Genomic DNA, 23,578 nt, shown 5'->3' on the forward strand with positions numbered 1-23,578 from the left:
GCGCGGACTGCTTACTGTCCCGGCGGAAGGGAAAATGCGACGGGCAGCACGTAGCTGGCCGGTACCGCCTGGCCCAGATTGCTGGCCGGCACAAACGCCAGCGTCCTCACCCATGCCAGCGCGGCCTCGTCCAGGCGGGGGAAGCGGCTGCTTTGCCTGATCGTGGCCTCGATTACCTTGCCGTTCTCGTCCACGTTGACAAGGCAGACCACCGTCCCCGACTCCCTGGCCGCCAACGACGCAGCGGGATAAGAGGGCGATGCAGCTGCCGCCACGGATAGCCACAGCAGGCAACCCATGCACAGCAGCCCCAACATCAGCCCCCTGACCATCCGCATCTGGCGTGCTAGCCGCGCGGGCTGCGGCCAACCTTGGCCGGCGGCTTGCCGCCCGGTTTGGCGCCACCGCCGCTGCGGCCGGTGTTCGGCTTGGCGGCGGCGGGCTTGGCGGCCTGCGCCTTGCCGGCGGCCGGTTTGGCGGCGAAGCTCTTACCACTGCCATGGCTGCGCGCTGCCGCGGCCGGGCTACGCTGGGCGCCCGGCTTGCCGCGGCTGGCCGCCGGGGCGTGGTGGGCAAAGCGGTTGCGCGCTGCGGCCGCCTTGTCGCCAGGTGGCGTCGGCGGAATCAGGCACTGCTTGCTGTGACCGATCAGGTCGCTGCGGCCCATATTGAGCAGCGCATCGTGGATGATCTGCCAGTTGTCCGGGTGGTGGTAACGCAGCAGCGCCTTGTGCAGCTTGCGACGGTAGCCGTCGCGCACCACGTCCACTTTTTCCGAGCTGCGCGACAGGCGCTTCAGCGGGTTGCGGCGGGTGTGCCACATGGTGGTGGCCATCGCCATCGGCGTCGGGGTGAAGGTCTGCACCTGGTCGAGGCGGAAGTTGTTCTTCTTCAGCCACAACGCCAGGTTCACCATGTCCTCGTCGCTGGTGCCCGGGTGGGCGGCGATGAAGTACGGGATCAGGTACTGCTCCTTGCCGGCCTGGCGGCTGAAGCGCTCGAACAGCTCCTTGAACTTGTCGTAGGCACCCATGCCCGGCTTCATCATCTTGGACAGCGGGCCGTCCTCGGTGTGTTCCGGCGCAATCTTCAGGTAGCCGCCGACATGGTGCTGCACCAGCTCCTTGATGTACTCCGGCGATTTCACCGCCAGGTCGTAGCGCAGGCCGGACTGGATGTTGATCTTCTTGATGCCCGGCAGCGCCCGCGCCTTGCGGTACAGCTGGATCAAATGGCTGTGGTCGGTGCCGAGGTTTTCGCAGATGTCCGGATAGACGCAGGACAGCTTGCGACAGGAACGCTCGATCTTCGGGTCCTTGCAGCTCAGGCGATACATGTTGGCGGTCGGGCCGCCCAGGTCGGAAATGTGGCCGGTAAAGCCCGGCGTCTTGTCGCGGATCTCCTCGATCTCTTTCAGGATCGATTCTTCCGAGCGGCTCTGGATGATGCGGCCCTCGTGCTCGGTAATCGAGCAGAAGGTACAGCCGCCAAAGCAGCCGCGCATGATGTTCACCGAGTACTTGATCATCTCCCACGCCGGGATGTGGGCATCGCCGTAGCTGGGGTGCGGGTTACGGGCGTATGGCAGGCCGAACACGAAGTCCATTTCCTCGGTGGACAGCGGAATCGGCGGCGCATTCAGCCACACGTCGCGCGTGCCGTGCAGCTGCACCAGCGCACGGGCGTTGCCGGGGTTGGACTCCAGGTGCAGGGTGCGGCTGGCGTGCGCGTACAGTACCGGGTCGTGCGCCACCGCCTCGTAGGACGGGATGCGGATCACGGTCTTGGCGCGCTCGGCGCGGCGCTTGGCCAGCCGTTCCTCGCGCGATTCGATGCGGATCACCTGCGGTTTGGACGCATCGTTGGCCGCAGTGGCCTCGGCCGCCTGCTCCGGAATCTCCTGGTAGGGGTTGAGGTGCGGGTCGACGCGGCCCGGCACGTCCACCACGCTGGAATCCATCTCCTGCCATTCTTCGTCCGGGCGCCAGCCGTGCGGCGCCATGAAGGCGGTGCCGCGGATGTCGCGCATCTCGGACAGCTTCTCGCCACGGGCGGCGCGGTGGGCAATCTCCACCAGCGCGCGCTCGGCGTTGCCGTACAGCAGGATGTCGGCCTTGGAGTTCACCAGCACCGACTGGCGCACCTTGTCGCTCCAGTAGTCGAAGTGGGCGATGCGGCGCAAGGACGCCTCGATGGAGCCGATCATCACCCCCACCCCCGGGTAGGCTTCGCGGCAGCGCTGCGCGTACACCGTCACCGCGCGGTCCGGACGCTTGTTGGCCGCCGCGTGCGGGGTGTAGGCGTCATCGGAACGCGGTTTGCGGTCGGCGGTGTAGCGGTTGATCATCGAATCCATGTTGCCGGCGGTGACGCCGAAGAACAGGTTGGGCTTGCCCAGCTCGCGGAAGGCATCGGCACTGTTCCAGTCCGGCTGCGCGATGATGCCGACGCGGAAGCCCTGCGCCTCCAGCAAGCGGCCAACCAGCGCCATGCCGAAGCTGGGATGGTCGATGTAACAGTCGCCGCTGATGATGATGATGTCGCAGCTGTCCCAGCCCAGCTCGTCCATTTCGGCACGGCTCATGGGCAGGAACGGGGCGGTGCCAAAGCGGCTGGCCCAGTATTTACGGTAACTGTTGATGGCTTGCGGGGCGGTGGGAAGCGTCATTGTCAAAACGGCATTTCTGGAGGAACCGCGCATTGTGCCAGAAAGCGCCGCCCCTTTCATCCAAAAAAGGCTTTTTTTTCATCGACATAGCCGGGTTATAACCCTATTTTGAACAAGGACTCCACCGCCCCGCCGCCCAGCCCGGCACACGGCGCCAACGCGGCCGGCAAGCGGGCACCATTGGCAGTCGTCAGCAGCTGTCTGCGGCATGAAAAGATCAAGCAAACGCCGCCGGAACCGATAGTCTGGAAGTAGCCAGCGAGCGCATCACGCCGTGATGCCCGTCCAGCGGCCACGCCCAACCCGGAGGCAACCATGCCGCTTCGCCCCGCCCTGCTTCTTGCCGTGCTGCTGGCCGCCCACGCCGGTGCCGCCCCGGCGCCGGAACCCATCGTCACCGTCGCCTTCGGCGAATCGCTGGAGCCCTATGCCATTCCGCCGCTGGGCAGCGGCATCGAGGTGGACATTGTGCGCGAGGCGTTGCAGCAGCAGGGCCTGCAGCTCAAGCCGCTGTTCCTGGCGCAAAAGCGCCTGCCCTACGCACTGGGCAGCAAGGAGATGGACGCGGTGGCCACCATGCTGCCCAACTACGGCGTCAACGGCGCCTATTCCGAACCCTACATCCAGTACCAGGACAAGGCCATCACGCTGGCGGAGCGCAATCTGGCTATCACCAGCATCGGCGACCTGGCGCGCTACCGCGTGCTCGGCTTTCCGCTGGCCAGCCAGTATCTCGGCAGCGCCTTCCGCCAGCTGACGCAGCAGCACCCGGCCTACAGCGAAACCGGCAACCAGCTGGACCAGAACCGCCTGCTGTTCCGCGGCAGCGTGGATGTGGTGGTGGCCGACGTGCGCATCTTCAGCTACATGAACCGCCGCATGCAGAGCGACTTCCACGAAACGCCGCGCCCGGTGCACTACCACAACCTGTTTCCGCAGCTGTCCTACCGCGTGCTGTTCCGCTCGCCGCAGCAGCGCGACGCCTTCAACCACGGCCTGCGCCAGCTGCAGCAGAGCGGCCGCTACCAGCAGATCATCGACAAGTACGATGCCGAGTTGGGCGCGGACTAGCCCCCGCCGCGGGCGCTTCCGCTAGAATGGCGGCTTCCTTTTCCGCCTGGCCACCATGAAACGCACCGTCTGCCTGCTGGCGATCAGCACCCTGCTGGGCGCCTGCGCCACCCCCGCCCCCATTGCCGCCGCCCCTGCCACCCCGGCGCCGATCCTGCCCCCGCCCGAGGCCAGCAGCCAGCCGGCAGTGGCGCTACCGCCGCCAGTGGTAACGCCACCCGCCATCGGCACCCTGCCGCCGGTGCCGGTACCGCCGCACCCGCCTGCGGCCAACCCGCGCTTGCTGCTGGGCAAGCTGCTGCCGGATTACGTGAAGCCGCGCGACGGCTGGCGCGACGATATCGCCAATGCCTTCACGGCGCTGCAGCTGAGCGCCAATGCCGAGAACCTGTGCGCGGTGATCGCGGTGATCGAGCAGGAATCCACCTTCCAGGCCGACCCGGTGGTGCCGGGCCTGCCCAGGATCGTGTGGGGCAAGATCGGCGAAAAGGCCGGCGGCTACTACATTCCGCTAGGGCTGGTGAAAACCGCGCTGATGAAGACTTCGCCGGACGGCCGCAGCTACAAGGCACGCATCGACAGCCTGCGCACCGAGGGTGAGATGAACGAGCTGTTCGAGGACATGGCGGCCGAAGCGCAAAACCTGAACTTGCCGGTGGGTATGAAGAACCCGATCCGCACCGGTGGCCCGATGCAGGTGAGTGTGGAGTTTGCCGAGGCGCATGTGCGCGCCTGGCCCTACCCCTACGCGCGGCGCGGCAGCGTGCGCAACGAGGTGTTCAGCCGGCGTGGCGGCGTGTACTTCGGCAGCGCCATCCTGCTGCAATACCCGGTGAACTACAGCCAGATGCTGTACCGCTTCGCCGATTTCAACGCCGGCCGCTACGCCAGCCGCAATGCCGCCTTCCAGCAAGCCGTCGGCAAGCTCAGCGGCAGCAAGCTGACGCCGGACGGCGACCTGCTGCGCTACCAGAACGGCGCGCCGGCACGCGCCGCCAGCAGCACGCAGCAGGCGCTAGGCAAGCTGCGCGGCAAGCTGCAGCTGAGCGAGGCCGACATGCTGCGCGACCTGAAACAGGAAAAGAGCTTCGGTTTTGCCGACACCCCGCTGTACCGCAAGGTGATGCAGCTGGCCGATAGCCAGCAAGGCGGCCGCGCCCCGCGCGAAGCGCTGCCGCAGATCCGCCTGCAAAGCCCGAAGATCACCCGCAAGCTCACCACCGCCTGGTTTGCCGAGCGCGTCGACTGGCGCTACCAGCAGTGCCTGCAGCGCGCGCGCTGACCGACTATCACCGCAGCAGCCACACGCCGCGCCGGAACCGGAACCGGAACCGGACGCGGCGTGTGGCCATCCGGCCGCCGCGAGCCTGCGGCCAACGTTGGTGGCCGCGGCCGGCGCCGGCCGTGCCTAGCGCGGCGCCTCGCCGGCATCCAGCAGAATCTCGCGCGTCAGCGTGATCCACGCCCGCGCCGCGTGCGACAGATAGCTGTTTTTCTTCCAGATCAGGCCGATGTGCCATTCGATGTACTGGTTGTCGATCGGCACCACGTCGAACTCGGCCGCCTCCAGCCGCCCCGCCACCGCCAGCGGCAGCAGCGCCACCCCCAGCCGCGCCTTGACCATCGCCACGATGAAGTCCCAGTGCGCACTGCGCCCGGCGATGTTCACGCTCTTGCCCAGCAGGCGGTAGGCATCGCTGATGCGCGTCGCCAGCGAGAAGTCTTCCGGGTAGAACACGATCGGCTGCTCGGCGATGTCTGCCAGCGTCACCGAACTGCGGCCGTGCCAGGCGCTGCCGCTGGGCGCCACCAGGCACAGCGGGTCGTGTACCAGGCTCAGGCTGTCGAACACGTTGTCGTCCACCGGCAGCACCGCGGCGCCGATTTCCAGTTGCCCGGAGCGCACGCTGCTCTCGATGGCGCGGGCGCCGTCCTCCACCATTTTCAGCTCCACTCCCGGGTAGCGGTCGCGGAAGGTACCCACCACCGGTGCAAAGAAGGCGCCGCCGGACATCGGCGGCAGCCCCACCACCAGCTCGCCGCGCGACAGCGACACCAGGTCGGCCAGCGCGCTGTTCAGCCGCTGATGGGCGGCCAACACGTCCTGGCCACGCAGGTACACCACCTTGCCGGCATCGGTGAGGTGGAAGGACTTGCCCTCCTTGACCAGCAGCGGCATGTCCAGTTCGTCTTCCAGCTGGCGCACCATCTTGCTGATGGTGGGCTGGGTGACGAACAGCGCCTCGGCGGCGCGGGTGAAGTTCTGCCGGCGCACCAATTCGGTGAAATAACGCAGTGCTTTAACGTCCATCGCAAATCATTCCATTCTGGAATCACATTTATAATTTTAATTCATTTTTAGAATGTAATGAACCTGCATATACTCCACATCACTCTCTGTGTTGTGTTGTGGCTCGTAACAGCAGCCCGCCGTAACACTTGCTGCAGTAATAGGTCTCTCCTCCCGTTACTGCCGGTTACGACAGGTTGTTCGTCCGATGCGGCTCTGCCAAGTCGGACAAGGCACCAGCGAATGCTGGACTGGATTGACTGGTGCCTCGTGCATCCGGGGATGGTGTACGGGGTTTTACCGCTGTATCCCTTTACGAGCGTTGTTATGCCGGCTTTCGAGCCGGCTTTTTTTTGCCTGTTGCAAACGCATTCGGGATGGACAGCCAGCGCGGACGCGCCTGACAGGCGCCGGAACCATGCGACAAGGCAGTCAGCCACTACGTGATGGCCGCAGCGCAAGACGGAACGACGGAAAAGCAAAAAACCACCTTGCGGTGGCTTTTTGCTTGATTCTGGCGTCCCCACGGGGAGTCGAACCCCGGTTATCGCCGTGAAAGGGCGGTGTCCTAGGCCTCTAGACGATGGGGACTGGGTGGCGCACCCGGAGCGATTCGAACGCCCGACCCTTTGGTTCGTAGCCAAATACTCTATCCAACTGAGCTACGGGTGCGCGGTTCTGGCGGAGAAAGAGGGATTCGAACCCTCGATACAGGTTTAAGCCCGTATGCTTCCTTAGCAGGGAAGTGCCTTCGACCTCTCGGCCATTTCTCCGTCAAGAGAACGACATATTAATCAACACATCGCCCCCTGTCAAGCTTTGCTTGCAGATTTTATGCCTGCACCTGGTCCAGACCGAAAACCTTGTGCAATACACGCACCGCCAGCTCCAGGTATTTCTCGTCGATCAGCACCGATACCTTGATCTCGGAGGTGGAGATCATCTGGATGTTGATGCCTTCCTCGGCCAAGGTGCGGAACATGGTGGAAGCGATGCCACAATGCGAGCGCATGCCCACACCGACGATGGACACCTTGGCCACCTTGTCGTCGGCATCGATCTTGCCGGCGCCGATATGGGTCTGCACGTCGCGCAGGATCGCCAGCGTGCGCTGGAATTCGCCGCGCGGCACGGTGAAGGAGAAGTCGGTGGTGCCGTTCTCGCCGACGTTCTGGATGATCATGTCGACTTCGATGTTGGCATCGGCGATCGGGCCCAGGATCTGGTAGGCGATGCCCGGCTTGTCCGGCACGCCCTTGACGTTGATGCGCGCTTCGTTACGGTCAAACGCGATACCGGCAACAACGGCCTTTTCCATATTCTCATCTTCCTCAAACGTAATCAGTGTGCCTTCGCCCTCGTCTTCGAAACTGGAGAGCACGCGCAGGCGTACCTTGTATTTGCCGGCGAACTCCACCGAGCGGATCTGCAGCACCTTGGAGCCCAGGCTGGCCATCTCGATCATCTCTTCGAACGTGATGGTCTTCAGGCGGCGGGCTTCCGGTACCACGCGCGGGTCGGTGGTGTAGACACCGTCAACGTCGGTGTAGATCTGGCATTCGTCGGCGCCCAACGCGGCGGCCATGGCCACGGCGGAGGTATCGGAACCGCCACGGCCCAGCGTGGTGATGCTGCCGTTCTCGTCGATACCCTGGAAGCCGGCCACCACCACCACGCGGCCAGCGCCCAGGTCGGCACGCATGGCGGCATCGTCGATGGACTGGATGCGGGCCTTGGTGTGCGAGCTGTCGGTGGTGACGCGCACCTGCCAGCCACAGTAGCTCTTGGCCGGTACGCCGATTTCATTCAGCGCCATCGACAGCAGGCCGATGGTGACCTGCTCGCCGGTGGACATGATCACGTCCAGCTCGCGCGGATCCGGGTAATCCTGGATTTCCTTGGCCAGCGCAATCAGGCGGTTGGTTTCGCCGCTCATCGCGGAAACGACAACCACCACTTGATGTCCCTGGGCCTTCCATTTGGCGACACGGCGGGCCACGTTCTTGATGCGCTCCGGGGAGCCCATCGAGGTACCGCCGTACTTTTGTACGATAAGTGCCATGTTTGTTTTCTTTAGATCGGGTTTGGATGTCGGACGATGATTCTGGCCCGAGACGGCCCCGGCTGGCAAGGCATCCGGCGCCGTTTTTTATAGCGGTTTTTGCTATGCACCATCCGCAAATGGCACATAGCGCGAGGGATACAGCGGCGCATCAAAAGCCGATAGCCACTGTACGCATGCCGCCACGCTCACGGCAGGGCGAACAGCGCCGGCTCGCCCATGGCGGCGCACTGCCCTTCCAGCTCGGCGATGCGCTCCAGCCAGTACTGTTCGCTGCCGAACCACGGGAACGCCGCCGGAAACGCCGGGTCGTCCCAGCGCGCGGCCAGCCAGGCGCAGTAATGCAGCAGCCGCAGGCTGCGCAAGGGCTCGATCAGCCGCAGCTCGCGGTAGTCGAACTCGGCGAAATCCTCGTAGCCGGCCAGAATCTCCGCCAGCTGCGCCGCCTGCTGCTGACGATCGCCGGACAGCAGCATCCACAGGTCCTGCACCGCCGGCGCCATGCGGCTGTCGTCCAGATCGACGAAATGCGGGCCGTCCGGCGTCCACATCACGTTGCCGGCGTGGCAATCGCCATGGCTGCGCAGCCAGCCGATATCCGGCAGCGCGGCAAACGCCGCGTCCACCTGCCGCAGCACTTCCCGGCCGCAGGCTTCCATGCGGCCGGCCAGATGGGCCGGCAGCTGCGGGCAGGCCAGGATGCGCGCCAGCGCCTGGTGGCCAAAGCTTGCGCTGTCCAAGGTTGGCCGCACCTCGAAGCGCTGCGCGGCGCCGACCAGGTGGATGCGGCCGAGAAAACGCCCCAGCCATTGCAACACCTGCGGATCGTCCAGCTCCGGCGCGCGGCCGCCGCGGCGCGGAAACAGCGTGAAGCGGAAGCCCTGCCAGTGCGCCAGGCTGCGGCCATCAAACAGCAGCGGCGCCACCACCGGAATCTCCGCCGCCGCCAGCTCGGCGGCAAAACGGTGCTCTTCCAGGATCTGCGCATCGCTCCAGCGCTGCGGGCGGTAGAACTTGGCCACCAGCGGCGGACCGTCGTCCATGCCGATCTGGTAAACGCGGTTTTCGTAGCTATTCAGCGCCAGCAGATGGCCATCGCAGCGCAGGCCCAGGCTTTCCACCGCGTCCAGAATCAGGTCCGGCGTCAACGCGGCATAAGGATGTAAAGTGCTCATCGCGCCATTATGCGCTGCGGCCAACCTTTGCGCATGCCGCCAGCTGGCTTACCATCTGCCCATGAGCACATCATTTACCTACTTTGAGGCCGAAGACCGCGTGCTGGTGATGATCCAGTCCGGCGAGCACAAACTGTGGCTGACGCGCCGGCTGGCGCAGGCCATCGTGCACGACATCGCCGGCATTTTTGCCAGCCAGGTGCCCGGTGGCGGCATTCCCGGCGCCGGCAGCGCCGAGGAGCGCATCGCGCTGGAACACCAGATGGCGATGAATGGCGAAGACCTGCCGCAGGACGAAGGCGGCAAGGCGCTGCAATACAGCAGCACGCCGCCGGCATGCGCCAGCGACGGCGACATCCGGCTGTGCACCGGGCTGGATGCCAAGGCCGGCAGCAATTACGCCAGCATCGGCTTCGTGGTCGGCGAGCACACGCTAAACCTCAAGCTCAGCCGCGCCGGCTTCCACCGCCTGCTGCGCGGCGTCGCGCTGTGCGGCGCGCAGGCCGGCTGGCAGCTGCAGGGCGTGCCATCGTGGCTGACGCAGAGCCTGCTGGGCGATCTGCTAACCTCGCTGCCGCCGCTGGACGAAGCGCCGGACGACGATCCGGGCACCGCCTGAGCGCCGCTTCATGCCGCCTTAAGCCGGCACTGCCAGACTCGCCGCCGCCCTCCTTTCGCCGAAAGCCATCATGCCCACCATGCAACCCCTGCCAGATCACGAACATACCGATGCCCGCGAGCAGCTGGCCGCGCGCCGCAGCCTGTGGGTCAGCGTGGCGCTCAACCTGCTGCTAACCGCGCTGCAGGCCGTCACCGGCCTGCTGGCCGGCTCGCAGGCGCTGCTGGCCGACGCCATGCACTCGCTGTCCGACCTGCTGGCCGATTTCGTCGCCATGCTGGCCGGCCACCACAGCCGCAAGGAAGCGGATGAAGACCACCACTACGGCCACCAGCGCTACGAAACCGCCGCCTCGCTGGCACTGGGCGTGCTGCTGCTGGCGGCCGGCGCCGGCATGCTGTGGACCGCTGCCGGCAAGTTCGCCGGCAGCAGCCCGCTGGGCAGCGTGCACCCGGCAGCGCTGGCAGTGGCGCTGATCACCCTGCTGAGCAAGGAAGGCCTGTTCCGCTACATGCTGGCCATCGCCGAGAAAGTGCGCTCCAGCATGCTGGTGGCCAATGCCTGGCACGCACGCGCCGATGCCGCCTCGTCGCTGGTGGTGGCGCTGGGCATCGGCGGCAACCTGCTGGGCTACACCTGGCTGGACCCGGTGGCGGCGCTGCTGGTGGGCTTCATGGTCGGCAAGACCGGCTGGGAGTTTGCCTGGGACGCGCTGGGCGACCTGATGGACCGCGCCGCCGACGAGCACAGCGTGGCCGCCATCCGCCAGACGCTGCTGGACACCCCGGGCGTGCTCGGCCTGCACGACCTGCGTACCCGCCGCATGGGCGACATGATCCTGGTGGACGTGCACCTGGAGCTGGCCGCCGAGCAGAGCGTGCGCGAAGGCCACGACATCGCGGTGCAGGCGCGCGAACGGGTGATGGCCGCTTTTCCGGTGCTGGACGTGATGACCCACGTCGATCCGGTATAGGCACCGGCAAGCGTCAGACAACCGGGGCCAGCCCCGGTTTTTGCATGCCCAAGGTTGGCCGCAGGCAGCCGTTGAGCAGCAATCCAGTGGCGCACAAGGGTAATTCCGCATTGGCAGCGGCGACGGCAGCGGCTTTAATCCACAGCATGGCCCGCGTCCGCACAGGACGCCATTCTGGAGACACCCCACACCGCCATGAAAGTCGCCCTGTTCATCCCCTGTTTCGTCAACGAACTGTACCCACATGTGGCGATGGCCACCGCCGAGCTGCTGGAAGGCTACGGCATCAGCGTCGAATACCCGCTGGCGCAGTCCTGTTGCGGCCAACCTGCCAGCAATAACGGCGACAGCCAGGGCGCCTGCGAAGCCGCGCAGCGCTTTACCGCCATCTTCAAGGACTACGACTACATCGTGTCGCCGTCCGGCAGCTGTACCTCGCACGTCAAGCACCACTACGGCTGGTATATCGCCGACAACGCCGACTACCAGCGGCTGCAGCCCAAGGTGTACGAGATCGTCGAGTTCCTGCAGGACGTGCTGCAGGTGGCAAAGCTGCCCAAGCCGGTATATTTCCCGCACCCGGTATCCATCCACCAGAGCTGCCACGGCCTGCGCCAGCTCGGCCACGCCGCGCCGTCCGAGCTGATGATCCCCTACCACTCGCGGCTGGAGCGCATCCTGCAGCTGGTGGACGGCGTCGACGTGCGGCTGCCGGAGCGCCGCGACGAATGCTGCGGCTTCGGCGGCACCTACAGCGTGGACGAGCCGGAAGTGTCGGTGGCCATGGGCGAAGACCGCGTGGCGCAGCACGAGGCCACCGGTGCCGAGTACATCGTCGGCGCCGATCCGTCCTGTCTGATGCACATGGGCGGCATCATCCGCCACCAGGGCCGGCCCATCCGCCCGCTGCACATCGTCGAGATCCTCACCGGACGCGGAGGTGCGGCATGAAGGCCGACAACATCGACCACGCCCGCGCGGCGGCGGAATTCCTGCAGGACCGCGCCCAGGCCAAGTGGCACGACAGCGCCATCTGGTGGGTGCGGCAGAAGCGCGATGCGCAGGCCAAGCAGCTGCCGGAATGGGAACAGCTGCGCGTGCTGGCGCAGCAGATCAAGGCGCACACCCTGTCACGGCTGGACGAATACCTGGAACAGTTCCAGCGCAACGCCGAGCACAACGGCGTCACCGTGCACTGGGCGGCCGACGCCGCCGAGCACAACCGCATCGTGCACGGCATCCTGGCTGCGGCCAACGTTAAAAAGCTGGTGAAGTCCAAATCGATGCTCACCGAGGAATGCGGGCTGAACCCATTCCTGGAGCAGCGCGGCATCGAGGTGATCGACACCGACCTCGGCGAGCGCATCGTGCAGCTGCGCCACGAGCCGCCGAGCCACATCGTGATGCCGGCGATTCACCTGAAGAAGGAACAGATCTCCGAGCTGTTTCACCAGGAGCTGGGCACCGAGGCCGGCAACAACGACCCGACCTATTTGACCCACGCCGCGCGCGCCAACCTGCGTGAGCACTTCCTCACCGCCGATGCCGGCCTCACCGGCGTCAACTTCGCCATCGCCGAAACCGGCGGTGTGGTGGTGTGCACCAACGAGGGCAATGCCGACCTTGGCACCGCGCTGCCGCCGATCCACATCGCCAGCATGGGGCTGGAGAAGATCATCCCCAAGCTGGCGCACCTCGGCGTGTTCACCCGCCTGTTGGCGCGCTCGGCGATCGGCTCGCCGATCACCACCTACACCTCGCACTTCCATCAGCCGCGCCCCGGCGGGCAGATGCATATCGTCATCGTCGACAACGGCCGCAGCGACATCCTCGGCAACGACGACTTCTACCAGAGCCTGCGCTGCATCCGCTGCGGCGCCTGTATGAACACCTGCCCGGTGTACCGCCGTTCCACCGGCCACAGCTACAGCTACATCATTCCCGGCCCGATCGGCTCCACGCTGGGCCCCAGCCGCGACATCAGGAAGCACGGCAGCATGGCGTTTGCCTGTACCACCTGCGGCTCGTGCAGCAATGTCTGCCCGGTGAAGATCAACCTGCACGAACAGCTGATCCTGCAGCGCAAGCGCGCCTTCGATGCCGGCACGCTGAAGCCGGCCAAGAAGATGGGCCTGCTGGCGATGCGCTTCCTCACCCGCCACCCGGCGCTGCTGGATGCCGGCGGCAAGGTGATGCGCAAGGTGGTGCCGATCCTGCCGCAGGCGCTGACCGCCGCCAGCGCCTGGAGCCGGCCGGGACGCGAGCTGCCGGAAATGCCGGCGCAGAGCTTCAAGGAGATGTGGCGCGCACGCCAGGAGAACAAGCATGACTAGCCGCGAACAGATACTGGCCACTATCCGCCGCCAGCGGCCGCAAGGCCCGGCGCTGCCGGACATCCACGCGGTGCCCTTCATCCGCTTCGACGACAAATTCGCCGCCTTCGCCAGCCTGATCGGCAATCTGGGTGGCAGCGCCGTACAGCTGCAGCCCGGCGAATCGGTGCTGGATGCGGTGCGGCAACGTTGGCCGCAACACGGCCGGCTGGTGGACTTGAGCCAGCCAGGCCACGAGGAAAGCCCCAGCCCGCACGCCTGGCACGATGTCGACGTGGCCATCGTGCCAGGCGACGTGGCGGTGGCGGAAAGCGCGGCGGTGTGGGTAAGCCATGCCGACAATGCCTGGCGCTCGCTGTACTTCCTCACCCAGAAGCTGGTGCTGGTGGTGCCACGCGATGCCATCGTCGACACCATGCGCGACGCCTACGACCGCATCGCCATCCGCGAGCACGGCTTCGGCAGCTTCATTTCCGGCAGCTCGCGCACCGCCGACATCGAACAGAGCCTGGTGATGGGCGCGCACGGCGCGATGGCGGCGCTGGTGGTGTTTGTGTAAAGACTGCGTTGTTGCTTCGTTCACGGCCCCGCTGGGGCCGTTTTTTTTTGGCAGAGCGCACTGCCGGCGGATAAGCGCAACCCGGCCGGGACATGCGGCCAACGTTGGCCGCAGGTATGAAAAAGGCCACGACAACAGTCGTGGCCTTGTTGCGGTGCTGCAGCCTCAGCTGCGCTCCACCTTGTAGCGCGGCGGCAGCAGCAGGGCCGGCACTTCGCGCTGGCGCTGCGGCAGCATGCGTCCGCCCACGCCCAGCTTCTTCATCACCTTGCGGCCTTCGCCGTCGTCGCGTTCGCGCGGCTTGTCCACCGGCTGCAGCGGGCTGCGACCATTTTCACGCTCGCGCGGCGCGCGCGGTTCACGCGCTTCACGCGGCGGGCGATCGCGGCTGTCGCGTGCCTCGCGCGGTTCACGACGCTCGCGCTCTTCGCGCTCGCCACGTTCACGGCGCGGCGCCGCCTCGCCATTGCCTTCCTCGCGGCGGCCGCTGTAGCCCTGCACCGTCTGCGGCGGCAGCGACTGCTTGGTGAGGCGCTCGATGGCCTCGTGCTGCTTGCTCTCGTCCGGCGCCATCAGCGAGATGGCGACGCCGGAAGCGCCGGCCCGGCCGGTACGGCCGATGCGGTGCACGTAGTCTTCCGGCGAGTTCGGCATTTCGTAGTTCACCACGAACGGCAGCTCGGAAATATCCAGGCCGCGCGCCGCCACGTCGGTGGCTACCAGTACCTTCACTTCGCCGGCCTTGAAGCGGTTCAACGTTTCCAGCCGCGCGCTCTGCGCCTTGTCGCCGTGAATCGCCTCGGCGGCATGGCCGTCGCGCTTCAGATCGCGCGACAGCTGGTCGGCGGAAATCTTGGTGCGACAGAACACGATTACCTGGCTCATCTCGCGCTCGCGGATCAGGTGCGACAGCAGCGCGCGCTTGCGGTAGGCATCCACCGCGTACACCAGCTGCTCCACCTGGGCATTGGTGGAGTTCTGGCGTGCCACTTCCACCGTCTGCGGGTCGCGCATGAAGTCGGCGGCCAGCTTCTTGATCTCCGGCGCGAAGGTGGCGGAGAACAGCAGCGTCTGGCGCTCCTTGGGCAGCAGCGACATGATCTTGCGGATGTCCTGGATGAAGCCCATGTCCAGCATGCGGTCACCCTCGTCCAGCACCAGCACTTCCACCTTGTTCAGCTGGATGGTCTTCTGCTGCACGTGGTCCAGCAGGCGGCCCGGCGTGGCGATCACGATCTCGATACCGCGACGCAGCTCGGCCACCTGCGGGTCCATGTTCACACCGCCGAAGATGGTGGTGCTGCGCAGCGGCAGGTGCTTGGTATAGGCCTTGGCGTTGACACCGATCTGGTCGGCCAGCTCGCGGGTGGGCGACAGGATCAGCGCCCGCACCGGGTGCATCGCCGGCGACACGCTGGGGTTGGCGAATTTTTTCAGGCGTTCGAGGATGGGCAGCAGGAAAGCGGCGGTCTTGCCGGTACCGGTCTGCGCCGCGGCCAGCAGGTCACGGCCGGACAGTACCAGCGGAATGGCCTTGGCCTGGATCGGGGTAGCTTCCGAGTAGCCCATCTCGTCGATGGCACGCAGGATCTCGGGTGCCAGGCCTAGCTCGGCAAACGACATGTCAGGAACTCCATTTCGGCCTGCCGCCGCACACAAGCCGCGGCAAACCTGTCAATCATTAAAAAGCGAAGCGCCGCCCGTAGTGAAGGCGGCGCACAGACTGGCGTCGGTTCAGCCGAACAGGCTGACCACGCTCAACAGCAGTACCACAAACAACCACAGCAGCACGGTGCGCCATACCAGGCCCACGGCACTCTTCAGGTAGTTAGGATCGGCTTCGTCCCCCACCCCCAGTTCCGGGCGGAAGTTGATGGTGTAATTCTGCCGTACCGGGTCGCCCAGCTTGACGCCCAGCGCGCCGGCGGCGGAGGCCAGCAGGATGCCGGTAGCGTAGTTGCCCCAGGTGCGGGCCTGCGAACGCCAGCAGTACACCGCGTCCTCGAAGTCCCCCATGATGGCAAAGCTGATGGCGGTCAGGCGCACCGGGATCCAGTCCAGCCATTCGCCGGCGCGGCCGGCAAAACGACCAAACAGGTCGTCGCTGCCGCGATTGCCCCACTTTTGCGCCAACAGCAGCGCAAAGCGGTACAGCACGGCGCCACTCGGGCCAGGCAGCACCACGAACCAGAACATGGTACCGAACACGTGGCGATAGCTATCCACCACCCCCTGCTCGATGGCCAGCCGCGACACTTCGCCCACCGACAATTCGCCGGTCGGCTGGCTGATCCAGCTCGACAGCGCCTGGCGGGCCTCGAAGTCGCGTCCTTCGTTCAGCGCCAGCGAAATCTCGGAAAAATAACCGGAGAAGTGGCGAAAGCCCATGGTGAGGTACAGCAGCAGCACGTTCCACAGCAGCGCCAGCACCGGGCTGATGGCGTACAGCAGGTAGTAGCCACCGACAGCCAGCAGCAGGGCCGGCACCATGGCGGCAAACCACGCCAGCACGCCGTGCCGGTTGTAGCCGGCATTCAGGCTACGTTCTAGGTGGTTGGCATAGCGGATGAACAGCAGCCAGACACGGTTGCGGTTACCGAGGGGACGCAGTTGCTCGAGAGCCAGTGCGGCGATCAGCGAAATCAGGGTCATGGATACGCGGATGGTTGTTTGTTACCCGCGGAGGAAGATACCACAAAACCGCAGGCAGGACGGGAGCTAGGCAGAACCCAGGCGGCGCGAGCCGCTGAGTGTCGACGACAGGTTGCCTTGCCGGCCGTAACCGGCAACGGCTTGGTTGGAGGCTTTCAGCGAGTCCAGCACCTCGGTGGCGAACGTCATGCGCTCCTGTGCCAGATCGGCGTTGACATCATTGAGCGCTTTCAGCTTGATCAGGCCCTTTTCCAGCCCCTGCCACAGCTGGCGGACATCCGCCGGGGCCTGCTGCAGCCAGGCCTGCCAGTGCGCGGCGTCGGCAAAGCCCGCGCTTTCCTGCAAGCCAAGACGCGCGGCGCGTGCGGCAGTCAGCGCTTCCAGCTGTCGCAGCTTGGCCTGCGCCATTTCTTCCAGATTGAAGGCATCGAAACGCAAAATGGCGCGCTGTTCTTCCTCCAGCGTGTGCTGCAGGTCGTCTAGCGCCGCCATTTCGGTCTGGCACAGGGCCAGCAGGGCTTGAACATCCATCATGGCGCTGGCCTTAGCCGGCCAGCAATTCCTTGGCCGAGGCGATCAGGCTATCGGCGATGGCATCCGGATTGATGGAGAACTCGCCCGACGCGATTGCCGATTTGATGGCCGCCACCTTGTCGGCATCGAAAGCCGGCGAACTGGCGGCGGCTTGCGTCATGCCCTGCAGGCGGCTGGCAAACGGATTAATCGCAACGCTCTCGCCGTTGGCGCGCGCGCTGGCGGTATCCGCCTTGCTCTGCGTACGGCTGGGGGCGGTAAAGTTGGCCGCAACCTTGCCCGAGTTGTCGATTTTCATGATTCACCTGCCTGAAATCTTTTTACGGTTATGTCTATTATCGCCCGAAAGATCTGAAACTTGATGCTTTTTTTATGGCAACTGCACAGACACGCTGCCATCCGCTTCCACCAGGGCGGAAATCACCTTGCCATTGGCCACCCGCACATTCACCCGCTCCCCTGCGGCGGCATTGCCCAGGGCGGTGGCATCACTGTTCACGGCAAAGCCATCGCCGCGAATCTGCAGCTTTACCGGCTGATTCATTTTGACCACAAACGGCGAGCGCACCTGCGACGCGGTCAGCATGGTGCCGGGCGGCAAGGTGCTGCGTACCATCTGCCCCAGCAGCAGGGTTTGATCACGGATGCCCTGGCTAAGTTGTGAGCGGTTGTTCACCGGTGCCAGCTTGATGTCGTCGGCTTGCAGCACCTCGCCAGCACGCATCAACCGCGTGGTGACCAACACCAGCTGCAGCTCGCTGGCCAGCACCGGCAGGCTAAGGCTCCAGCCCTGCGCGGCACACGTCAGCAGCACGCTTTGCTGCGGGCGGGCATTGCCGGCGGGCCAGGCTGCCTGCAAAGGTTGGCCGCATGCCGGCATGGCCGGCTTGCGTGGCTGCCACTTCAACTGGTAGCCATAGCCATCCTGCCCATGCTGGCTCTGCAGGAACTGGTTGGCTACCTGTTCCATCTGGCGGCTGTCCTGAGTGGCTGCCCACAGCGGCAGGGGCAGCAGCCACAGGCTTGCGAGAATGATTTGCTTCATCGCGCCATTTTACCCGTCGGCACAGCGGCAGCTAGCGGCAGCGACAACAAAAAAACCCGCCCACCGTTGCCGGGGAGCGGGTCTGATCCAGTGCGGCAGACTCAGGCCAGCGCCTGACGGATATACGCCTGCACCTTGCCAACATCGGCATCGAACACGGTAACACGCTGTGGCAGGTCTTCCAGGCCGTCGAAGCCGGCCGGACGCGGCGCCTCGCGCTGCAGTGCCTCGCGGATGGTGTCGGCGAACTTGGCCGGCAGCGCGGTTTCCAGGCAGACGATGGTCTCGCCCGGCAGACGCACTTCGCGCGCCACCTTGATACCGTCGGCGGTGTGGGTATCCACTACCACGCCGTCGGACGCATCCAGCGCGCGGATGGTGGCCAGACGGTCGGCATGGCTGCTGCTGCCGGACACGAAGCCGAACCGCTCGCGCACCGCCGGCAGCAGCGCGGCCAGGTCGAAGCCCTGGCCGCCATCCACCGCCGCCCACAGCGCCTTGACCTTGTTGCCGTCGCGGCCAACCAGGTCGAACACGAAGCGCTCGAAGTTGGACGCCTTGGAAATGTCCATCGACGGGCTGGAGGTAACGTAGGTATTGGCGGTGCCGCGCGGCGCGTAACGGCCGGTCTTGAAGAACTCGTCCAGCACGTCGTTTTCGTTGGTGGCCACGATCAGGCGCTCGATCGGCAGCCCCATCTGGCGGGCGATATGGCCGGCGCAGACATTGCCGAAGTTGCCGGACGGCACGCAGAAGCTAACTTTTTCGTCATTGCTGCTGGTGGCGTTGAAGTAGCCCTTGAAGTAGTACACCACCTGCGCCACCACGCGCGCCCAGTTGATGGAGTTGACGGTGCCGATCTTGTACTGCGCCTTGAAGGCGTGATCGTTCTGTACCGCCTTCACGATGTCCTGGCAGTCGTCGAACATGCCCTTGATGGCGATGTTGTGGATGTTGGCATCCTGCAGGCTGTACATCTGCGCGCGCTGGAACGTGCTCATCAGCCCGTCCGGACTCATCATAAACACGTTGATGTTCTGTTTGCCGCGCATCGCGTATTCGGCCGCCGAGCCGGTGTCGCCGGAGGTGGCGCCGACGATGTTGAGCTGCTCGCCCTTCTTCGCCAGCACGTACTCGAACAAGTTGCCGAGGAACTGCATCGCCATGTCCTTGAACGCCAGCGTCGGGCCGTTGGACAGTTCCAGGATGGTGAGACCGTCCTGCAACCGCTTCACCGGGGTGATGTCCGCGCTGCCGTACACCTCGGCGGTGTAGGTGCGGTCGAGGATGTCCTTGAGGTCGGCCTCCGGAATGTCGGTAGCGAACAGGCGGATCACCTCGAACGCCAGCTCGGCGTAGGACAGATTGCGCCAGGCATCCAGCTGCTTGCGGCCAACCTGCGGGTAGCTTTCCGGCAGCGCCAGGCCACCGTCCGGCGCCAGGCCCATCAGGATGGTGTCGGAGAATTCGAGCGGCGCCATGCCGCCGCGGGTGCTGATGTATTTCATGTCATTCAACCAGGGTATCCAGGCATTGCACGCCCACGTTCAGCAAGCGGCCCTGCCATTTCGGCTCGGCCAGCAGGGTCTTGCCCTTGCTGGCCACTTCCTGCAGCTCTTCGTCGCTGAGGCTGCTCACCAGCCGCTGGCTGGCGCAGCCGCAGTAGCTGTCCACCCGCTTCGGCGTGGACAGCAGCACCGGCAGCAAGGGGATGTTGCTCACCTTGCTGCGGCAGGCCTCACCCAGCCGCTGCTCTGCCACCGAGCGCGGCATCAGGCTGGCACAGCCAGCCAGCAGCAGGCACAGCACCAGGGCAGTAGCGGGCTTAGCCATTGAGCTCTTCCATGCGCAGCCGCACCACCTTGCCGGCCACGCTGTCCAGCGCCTCGATGGCGGCGATGGCCTTGTTGACGGCCTTCTCCACCACGCGGTGGGTGAGGATCACGATCTCGGCGGAACCATCGGCGGTGGAGCCTTTCTGGATCAGCGCCTCGATGGAGATGCCGTTCTCGGCCAGCAGGCGGGTGATGTCGGCCATCACGCCGGCGCGATCCACCGCCTGGATGCGCAGGTAGTAGCTACTCACCACTTCGTCGATCGGCAGGATGCGCAGGTTCTGCAGCTGGTCCGGCTGGAACGCCAGGTGCGGCACGCGATGTCCCGGATCGGCGGTCATCAGGCGGGTCACGTCCACCAGGTCGGCCACCACCGCGGAGGCGGTCGGCAAGGCGCCGGCGCCCGGGCCGTTGAACAGCGCCTCGCCGACGGCATCGCCGCGCACCAGCACCGCGTTCATCACACCGTTAACATTGGCGATCAGCTGGTCTTCCGGAATCAGCGTCGGGTGCACGCGCAGCTCCACGCCCTGCTCGGTGCGGCGGGTCAGACCGATCAGCTTCACGCGGTAGCCCAGCTCCTCGGCGTACTGGATGTCCTTGCCTGCCAGCTTGCTGATGCCTTCCAGATAGCAGTTGTCGAACTGCATCGGAATGCCGAAGGCGATGGCCGCCATGATGGTGAGCTTGTGACCGGCGTCGTGGCCTTCCACGTCGAAGGTCGGGTCGGCCTCCGCATAGCCCAGGCGCTGCGCCTCTTTCAGCACGTCGGCGAAGTCGGCGCCCTTCTCACGCATTTCGGTGAGAATGAAGTTGGAAGTGCCGTTGATGATGCCGGCCAGCCACTCGATACGGTTGGCCGACAGGCCCTCGCGCAACGCCTTGATGATGGGGATGCCGCCGGCTACCGCCGCCTCGAACGCCACCATCACGCCTTTTTCCTGCGCGCGGGCGAAGATCTCGTTGCCATGTACCGCCAGCAGCTTCTTGTTGGCGGTCACCACGTGCTTGCCGTTGGCAATGGCCTGCAGCACCAGCTCCTTGGCCACGGTATCGCCGCCGATCAGCTCCACCACGATGTCCACCTCCGGGTGGTTCACCACCTCGAAGGCATCGGCCACCACCGTCACCTCCGCACCGACCAACTCGCGGGCCAGCGCCACATTGCGGCGCGAGGCGATGGTCAGGCGGATCTCGCGCCCGGCGCGACGGCTGATTTCCTCGGCGTTACGCTTCAATACGGTGGCGACACCGCCACCGACCGTCCCCACACCCATCAGGCCAATATTGATTGGCTTCATAGTTAAACTCCTAAGTTCTGTTTATTTGTCCCTGGATTCAGGCGATCCAGCGGGGCCGGCAGTACCGGCCCGACTCGATGTCCTGCAACAGGATAAGCACGCCAATCGACTTCCGGCAGCACAAGGGGGCGCAAGCGCCCCCTCTGTTTACTGCCTAGCCACGCCCCGCCGCCACCTTGGCTTTGACAAGGTGTTGCTGGCAGGCAGCGTGAACGTTGCGCATCAGTCGGTTCCGTGGCGTTTGCGGTAGTTTTCCAGGAAGCGGGCGATGCGGCCGATGGCCTCGGTCAGATCGTCGCTATTGGGTAGGAATACCACGCGGAAGTGATCCGGCGCAATCCAGTTGAAGCCGCTGCCCTGCACCAGCAGCACCCGCTCCTGCTGCAGCAACTCGAGAATGAATTGCTGGTCGTCCTCGATCGGGTAGATGTCCGGGTCCAGGCGCGGGAACAGGTACAACGCGCCCTGCGGCTTGACGCAAGTCACGCCCGGAATATCGGTGAGCAGCTTGTGCGCCAGATCGCGCTGGCGTGCCAGGCGGCCGCCCGGCGCCACCAGGTCGTCGATGCTCTGGTAGCCGCCCAGCGCGGTCTGGATCGCGTACTGCGACGGCACGTTGGCGCACAGCCGCATCGAGGCCAGCATATTGAGGCCCTCGATATAGTCCTTGCCGCGGCGCTTGTCGCCGGACAGGATCAGCCAGCCGGCACGGTAGCCGCAGGCGCGGTAGTTCTTGGACAGGCCGTTGAAGGTGCACACCATCAGGTCCGGCGCCAGCGAAGCGATGGAGGTATGCGTGGCACCGTCGTACAACACCTTGTCGTAGATTTCGTCAGCGTACAGCAGCAGGCCGTACTCGCGCGCCACCTCCACCAGTTGCTGCAGGATGTGATCCGGGTACAGCGCGCCGGTGGGGTTGTTCGGATTGATGATCACCAGCGCCTTGGTATTGGGCGTGATCTTGGCGCGGATGTCGGCGATGGACGGCAGCCAGCCTTTTTCTTCCTCGCACAGGTAGTGCACCGGCTTGCCGCCGGCCAGGCTCACCGCCGCGGTCCACAGCGGGTAATCCGGCGCCGGCACCAGCACCTCGTCGCCGTTGTCCAGCAGCGCTTGCATCGCCATCACGATCAGCTCGGACACGCCGTTGCCGATGTAGATGTCTTCCATGCCCACGTTCGGAATCGACTTCTGCTGCGCGTAATGCATGATCGCCTTGCGCGCGGCGAACAGGCCCTTGGAATCGCAATACCCGGAGGCGTTCTGCAGATTGACGATCACGTCCTCAATGATCTCGTCCGGGGCGAAGAAGCCGAAGGGCGCCGGGTTGCCGATATTGAGCTTGATGATGCGATGACCTTCCTCTTCCATGCGCTTGGCGTGTTCAAGCACCGGACCGCGAATGTCATAGCAGACGTTGGCAAGTTTTTGCGATTTCTGGATGGGCTGCATGGGCACTGTCACTGTGGTGGTGGTTGGTGAGCTGTCTGTCTGCCGCTGCCGCGTCTGGCCACGCTGCAGGCGGGTTATAATCCTATCCCAATACGTGGTGCACTGCACTACAACCGCCGACGGGATTCCACCATGAAACTACACGAAGCCAAAACTGCCGGAAGCAACCTGTTTACCGCCTACGGCGCCGGTTATGTCGAGATCAACGGCAACCGCCACCAGGGCAGCCTGATCGTCACCGGCGACAGCATCCTGCCGTGGGGGCCGGCCAGCTTCGAGGCGCTGACCGAGGAGCATTTTTCCGCGCTGCTGGCGCTGCAGCCGGAGGTGGTGATCTTCGGCAGCGGCCAACGTTTGCGCTTTCCGCACCCGCGACTGACCGCCGCGCTCGCCAATGCCGGCATCGGCGTGGAGGTGATGGACAGCAACGCCGCCTGCCGCACCTACAACATCCTGCTGGCGGAAGATCGCCAGGTCATCGCCGTGCTGCTGGGCGAATGATGGCCCCGGATCTGGCGCTGGGCGGCAAGGCGCTGCTCGGCGCGCTGGCGGTGCTGCTGATCAGCCTGCTGTCGCAGAGCCGCTATTTCGTCATCGCCGGCCTGGTGCCGCTGTTTCCCACCTTCGCGCTGATCGCCCACTACATGGTGGGCAGCGCCCTCGGCGCCGACGCGCTGCGCCATACCGCACTGTTCGGCCTGTTTTCGCTGCTCCCCTACGCGGTGTATCTGCTGGCGGTATACGGCCTGGCCACACGGCTGTCGCTGCCCTTCACCCTGCTGGCCGCCACCGCCTGCTGGATGCTGGCCGCCGGCGTGCTGCTGTGGAGCTGGCATTACTGGATGCATTGAGCGCGAGCCAGGCAATGTAGGGTGGGTAAAGTGCAGCGTACCCACCAGCAACACCCTGCCGGTCGGCACGGCCAATGACCTTTACCCACCCTACGTGCAGGCCGGTCTGAATGACTTGAATCTGCGGCCAACGTTGGCCGCATGATTCGCAGTCTGTT

The 23,578-nt window shown here is 65.2% G+C and carries 23 protein-coding genes and 3 tRNA genes; 9 read left to right on the forward strand and 17 right to left on the reverse strand.

Annotated elements, in window-relative coordinates; all coding sequences use genetic code 11:
* Positions 1-11: 11 nt before the first annotated feature.
* Both ACFOLG_RS00295 and ACFOLG_RS00300 read right to left on the reverse strand, forming a co-directional pair.
* Entirely contained in the window at positions 12-317 is a 306-nt protein-coding gene (locus ACFOLG_RS00295) for an energy transducer TonB family protein (protein ID WP_386087240.1), read from the reverse strand.
* A 29-nt stretch (positions 318-346) separates the two neighbouring features.
* Positions 347-2,668 (reverse strand): YgiQ family radical SAM protein, encoded by a 2,322-nt coding sequence (locus ACFOLG_RS00300; protein ID WP_386087242.1) that lies wholly within the window; start codon positions 2,666-2,668, stop codon positions 347-349.
* Between the two features lie 315 nt (positions 2,669-2,983).
* Between ACFOLG_RS00300 and ACFOLG_RS00305 the strand changes: the two genes are divergently transcribed.
* Positions 2,984-3,739 carry a substrate-binding periplasmic protein gene (locus tag ACFOLG_RS00305; RefSeq protein ID WP_386087244.1) on the forward strand — a complete coding sequence of 252 codons (756 nt, stop codon included), beginning with the start codon at positions 2,984-2,986 and terminating at the stop codon, positions 3,737-3,739.
* Positions 3,740-3,794: 55 nt separating this feature from the next.
* The gene (locus tag ACFOLG_RS00310) at positions 3,795-5,021 is read left to right on the forward strand and encodes a DUF1615 domain-containing protein (RefSeq protein WP_386087246.1); all 1,227 of its coding nucleotides are present in this window, start codon (positions 3,795-3,797) and stop codon (positions 5,019-5,021) included.
* A 126-nt stretch (positions 5,022-5,147) separates the two neighbouring features.
* On the opposite strand, the gene ACFOLG_RS00315 is transcribed toward ACFOLG_RS00310, so the two are convergent.
* The 6 genes from ACFOLG_RS00315 to ACFOLG_RS00340 form a co-directional block, all read right to left on the reverse strand.
* Positions 5,148-6,050 carry a LysR family transcriptional regulator gene (locus ACFOLG_RS00315; protein WP_386087248.1) on the reverse strand — a complete coding sequence of 301 codons (903 nt, stop codon included), beginning with the start codon at positions 6,048-6,050 and terminating at the stop codon, positions 5,148-5,150.
* Positions 6,051-6,544: 494 nt separating this feature from the next.
* Positions 6,545-6,620, reverse strand: a tRNA-Glu gene (locus tag ACFOLG_RS00320).
* 4 nt (positions 6,621-6,624) lie between these two features.
* Positions 6,625-6,701, reverse strand: a tRNA-Arg gene (locus ACFOLG_RS00325).
* Positions 6,702-6,708: 7 nt separating this feature from the next.
* Positions 6,709-6,802 (reverse strand) — tRNA-Ser (locus tag ACFOLG_RS00330).
* 59 nt (positions 6,803-6,861) lie between these two features.
* On the reverse strand, positions 6,862-8,091 hold the full coding sequence (locus ACFOLG_RS00335; RefSeq protein WP_386087249.1) for an aspartate kinase: 1,230 nt from the start codon (positions 8,089-8,091) through the stop codon (positions 6,862-6,864).
* A gap of 188 nt (positions 8,092-8,279) precedes the next feature.
* Positions 8,280-9,266, reverse strand: a complete 987-nt coding sequence (locus ACFOLG_RS00340; protein ID WP_386087251.1) for a serine/threonine protein kinase — start codon at positions 9,264-9,266, stop codon at positions 8,280-8,282.
* Positions 9,267-9,327: 61 nt separating this feature from the next.
* Between ACFOLG_RS00340 and ACFOLG_RS00345 the strand changes: the two genes are divergently transcribed.
* The 5 genes from ACFOLG_RS00345 (at position 9,328) to ACFOLG_RS00365 (ending at position 13,750) form a co-directional block, all read left to right on the forward strand.
* Complete coding sequence (locus ACFOLG_RS00345) at positions 9,328-9,885, forward strand: hypothetical protein (protein ID WP_386087253.1); 558 nt, start codon at positions 9,328-9,330, stop codon at positions 9,883-9,885.
* 70 nt (positions 9,886-9,955) lie between these two features.
* Positions 9,956-10,858: a cation diffusion facilitator family transporter gene (locus tag ACFOLG_RS00350; protein ID WP_386087255.1), complete on the forward strand. Its 903-nt coding sequence runs from the start codon at positions 9,956-9,958 to the stop codon at positions 10,856-10,858.
* A gap of 195 nt (positions 10,859-11,053) precedes the next feature.
* Entirely contained in the window at positions 11,054-11,809 is a 756-nt protein-coding gene (locus ACFOLG_RS00355; RefSeq protein ID WP_386087257.1) for a (Fe-S)-binding protein, read from the forward strand.
* Complete coding sequence (locus ACFOLG_RS00360; RefSeq protein ID WP_386087259.1) at positions 11,806-13,191, forward strand: lactate utilization protein B; 1,386 nt, start codon at positions 11,806-11,808, stop codon at positions 13,189-13,191. The genes ACFOLG_RS00355 and ACFOLG_RS00360 overlap by 4 nt, the downstream gene beginning before the upstream one ends.
* Positions 13,184-13,750 (forward strand): LutC/YkgG family protein, encoded by a 567-nt coding sequence (locus ACFOLG_RS00365; protein ID WP_386087261.1) that lies wholly within the window; start codon positions 13,184-13,186, stop codon positions 13,748-13,750. The genes ACFOLG_RS00360 and ACFOLG_RS00365 overlap by 8 nt, the downstream gene beginning before the upstream one ends.
* Positions 13,751-13,915: 165 nt before the next feature.
* Here ACFOLG_RS00365 and ACFOLG_RS00370 read toward each other — a convergent pair whose 3' ends face one another.
* The 9 genes from ACFOLG_RS00370 to ACFOLG_RS00410 form a co-directional block, all read right to left on the reverse strand.
* Positions 13,916-15,373, reverse strand: coding sequence for a DEAD/DEAH box helicase (locus ACFOLG_RS00370; protein ID WP_386087263.1), 1,458 nt, complete (start codon positions 15,371-15,373; stop codon positions 13,916-13,918).
* Positions 15,374-15,484: 111 nt separating this feature from the next.
* Entirely contained in the window at positions 15,485-16,402 is a 918-nt protein-coding gene (locus tag ACFOLG_RS00375; protein WP_386087265.1) for a CobD/CbiB family protein, read from the reverse strand.
* Positions 16,403-16,468: 66 nt separating this feature from the next.
* The gene (locus ACFOLG_RS00380) at positions 16,469-16,936 is read right to left on the reverse strand and encodes a flagella synthesis protein FlgN (RefSeq protein ID WP_386087267.1); all 468 of its coding nucleotides are present in this window, start codon (positions 16,934-16,936) and stop codon (positions 16,469-16,471) included.
* Between the two features lie 10 nt (positions 16,937-16,946).
* Positions 16,947-17,234 (reverse strand): flagellar biosynthesis anti-sigma factor FlgM, encoded by a 288-nt coding sequence (flgM, locus tag ACFOLG_RS00385; RefSeq protein ID WP_386087269.1) that lies wholly within the window; start codon positions 17,232-17,234, stop codon positions 16,947-16,949.
* 72 nt (positions 17,235-17,306) lie between these two features.
* Positions 17,307-17,981, reverse strand: coding sequence for a flagellar basal body P-ring formation chaperone FlgA (gene flgA, locus ACFOLG_RS00390; RefSeq protein WP_386087271.1), 675 nt, complete (start codon positions 17,979-17,981; stop codon positions 17,307-17,309).
* A gap of 101 nt (positions 17,982-18,082) precedes the next feature.
* Entirely contained in the window at positions 18,083-19,489 is a 1,407-nt protein-coding gene (gene thrC, locus ACFOLG_RS00395; protein ID WP_386087273.1) for a threonine synthase, read from the reverse strand.
* Between the two features lies 1 nt (position 19,490).
* Positions 19,491-19,814: a hypothetical protein gene (locus ACFOLG_RS00400; protein WP_386087274.1), complete on the reverse strand. Its 324-nt coding sequence runs from the start codon at positions 19,812-19,814 to the stop codon at positions 19,491-19,493.
* Positions 19,807-21,117, reverse strand: a complete 1,311-nt coding sequence (locus ACFOLG_RS00405; RefSeq protein WP_386087276.1) for a homoserine dehydrogenase — start codon at positions 21,115-21,117, stop codon at positions 19,807-19,809. The genes ACFOLG_RS00400 and ACFOLG_RS00405 overlap by 8 nt, the downstream gene beginning before the upstream one ends.
* 222 nt (positions 21,118-21,339) lie before the next feature.
* Positions 21,340-22,569, reverse strand: a complete 1,230-nt coding sequence (locus tag ACFOLG_RS00410) for a pyridoxal phosphate-dependent aminotransferase (RefSeq protein ID WP_386087278.1) — start codon at positions 22,567-22,569, stop codon at positions 21,340-21,342.
* A 132-nt stretch (positions 22,570-22,701) separates the two neighbouring features.
* Here ACFOLG_RS00410 and ACFOLG_RS00415 point away from each other — a divergent pair, with 132 nt between their 5' ends.
* Both ACFOLG_RS00415 and ACFOLG_RS00420 read left to right on the forward strand, forming a co-directional pair.
* Entirely contained in the window at positions 22,702-23,070 is a 369-nt protein-coding gene (locus ACFOLG_RS00415) for an Mth938-like domain-containing protein (protein ID WP_386087280.1), read from the forward strand.
* Complete coding sequence (locus ACFOLG_RS00420; RefSeq protein WP_386087281.1) at positions 23,067-23,420, forward strand: GlpM family protein; 354 nt, start codon at positions 23,067-23,069, stop codon at positions 23,418-23,420. The genes ACFOLG_RS00415 and ACFOLG_RS00420 overlap by 4 nt, the downstream gene beginning before the upstream one ends.
* Positions 23,421-23,578 lie beyond the last annotated feature (158 nt).

It is taken from the genome of Vogesella facilis (assembly GCF_042648525.1).
Classification (GTDB): Bacteria; Pseudomonadota; Gammaproteobacteria; order Burkholderiales; family Chromobacteriaceae; genus Vogesella; species Vogesella facilis.

Excerpts from the sequence above, each read along its gene's own strand:
- ACFOLG_RS00295 (WP_386087240.1), bottom strand. The coding sequence starts at position 317 with ATGTTGGGGCTGCTGTGCATGGGTTGCCTGCTGTGGCTATCCGTGGCG.
- ACFOLG_RS00300 (WP_386087242.1), bottom strand. The coding sequence starts at position 2,668 with ATGACGCTTCCCACCGCCCCGCAAGCCATCAACAGTTACCGTAAATAC.
- ACFOLG_RS00305 (WP_386087244.1), top strand. The coding sequence starts at position 2,984 with ATGCCGCTTCGCCCCGCCCTGCTTCTTGCCGTGCTGCTGGCCGCCCAC.
- ACFOLG_RS00310 (WP_386087246.1), top strand. The coding sequence starts at position 3,795 with ATGAAACGCACCGTCTGCCTGCTGGCGATCAGCACCCTGCTGGGCGCC.
- ACFOLG_RS00315 (WP_386087248.1), bottom strand. The coding sequence starts at position 6,050 with ATGGACGTTAAAGCACTGCGTTATTTCACCGAATTGGTGCGCCGGCAG.
- ACFOLG_RS00335 (WP_386087249.1), bottom strand. The coding sequence starts at position 8,091 with ATGGCACTTATCGTACAAAAGTACGGCGGTACCTCGATGGGCTCCCCG.
- ACFOLG_RS00340 (WP_386087251.1), bottom strand. The coding sequence starts at position 9,266 with ATGAGCACTTTACATCCTTATGCCGCGTTGACGCCGGACCTGATTCTG.
- ACFOLG_RS00345 (WP_386087253.1), top strand. The coding sequence starts at position 9,328 with ATGAGCACATCATTTACCTACTTTGAGGCCGAAGACCGCGTGCTGGTG.
- ACFOLG_RS00350 (WP_386087255.1), top strand. The coding sequence starts at position 9,956 with ATGCCCACCATGCAACCCCTGCCAGATCACGAACATACCGATGCCCGC.
- ACFOLG_RS00355 (WP_386087257.1), top strand. The coding sequence starts at position 11,054 with ATGAAAGTCGCCCTGTTCATCCCCTGTTTCGTCAACGAACTGTACCCA.
- ACFOLG_RS00360 (WP_386087259.1), top strand. The coding sequence starts at position 11,806 with ATGAAGGCCGACAACATCGACCACGCCCGCGCGGCGGCGGAATTCCTG.
- ACFOLG_RS00365 (WP_386087261.1), top strand. The coding sequence starts at position 13,184 with ATGACTAGCCGCGAACAGATACTGGCCACTATCCGCCGCCAGCGGCCG.
- ACFOLG_RS00370 (WP_386087263.1), bottom strand. The coding sequence starts at position 15,373 with ATGTCGTTTGCCGAGCTAGGCCTGGCACCCGAGATCCTGCGTGCCATC.
- ACFOLG_RS00375 (WP_386087265.1), bottom strand. The coding sequence starts at position 16,402 with ATGACCCTGATTTCGCTGATCGCCGCACTGGCTCTCGAGCAACTGCGT.
- ACFOLG_RS00380 (WP_386087267.1), bottom strand. The coding sequence starts at position 16,936 with ATGATGGATGTTCAAGCCCTGCTGGCCCTGTGCCAGACCGAAATGGCG.
- flgM (WP_386087269.1), bottom strand. The coding sequence starts at position 17,234 with ATGAAAATCGACAACTCGGGCAAGGTTGCGGCCAACTTTACCGCCCCC.
- flgA (WP_386087271.1), bottom strand. The coding sequence starts at position 17,981 with ATGAAGCAAATCATTCTCGCAAGCCTGTGGCTGCTGCCCCTGCCGCTG.
- thrC (WP_386087273.1), bottom strand. The coding sequence starts at position 19,489 with ATGAAATACATCAGCACCCGCGGCGGCATGGCGCCGCTCGAATTCTCC.
- ACFOLG_RS00400 (WP_386087274.1), bottom strand. The coding sequence starts at position 19,814 with ATGGCTAAGCCCGCTACTGCCCTGGTGCTGTGCCTGCTGCTGGCTGGC.
- ACFOLG_RS00405 (WP_386087276.1), bottom strand. The coding sequence starts at position 21,117 with ATGAAGCCAATCAATATTGGCCTGATGGGTGTGGGGACGGTCGGTGGC.
- ACFOLG_RS00410 (WP_386087278.1), bottom strand. The coding sequence starts at position 22,569 with ATGCAGCCCATCCAGAAATCGCAAAAACTTGCCAACGTCTGCTATGAC.
- ACFOLG_RS00415 (WP_386087280.1), top strand. The coding sequence starts at position 22,702 with ATGAAACTACACGAAGCCAAAACTGCCGGAAGCAACCTGTTTACCGCC.
- ACFOLG_RS00420 (WP_386087281.1), top strand. The coding sequence starts at position 23,067 with ATGATGGCCCCGGATCTGGCGCTGGGCGGCAAGGCGCTGCTCGGCGCG.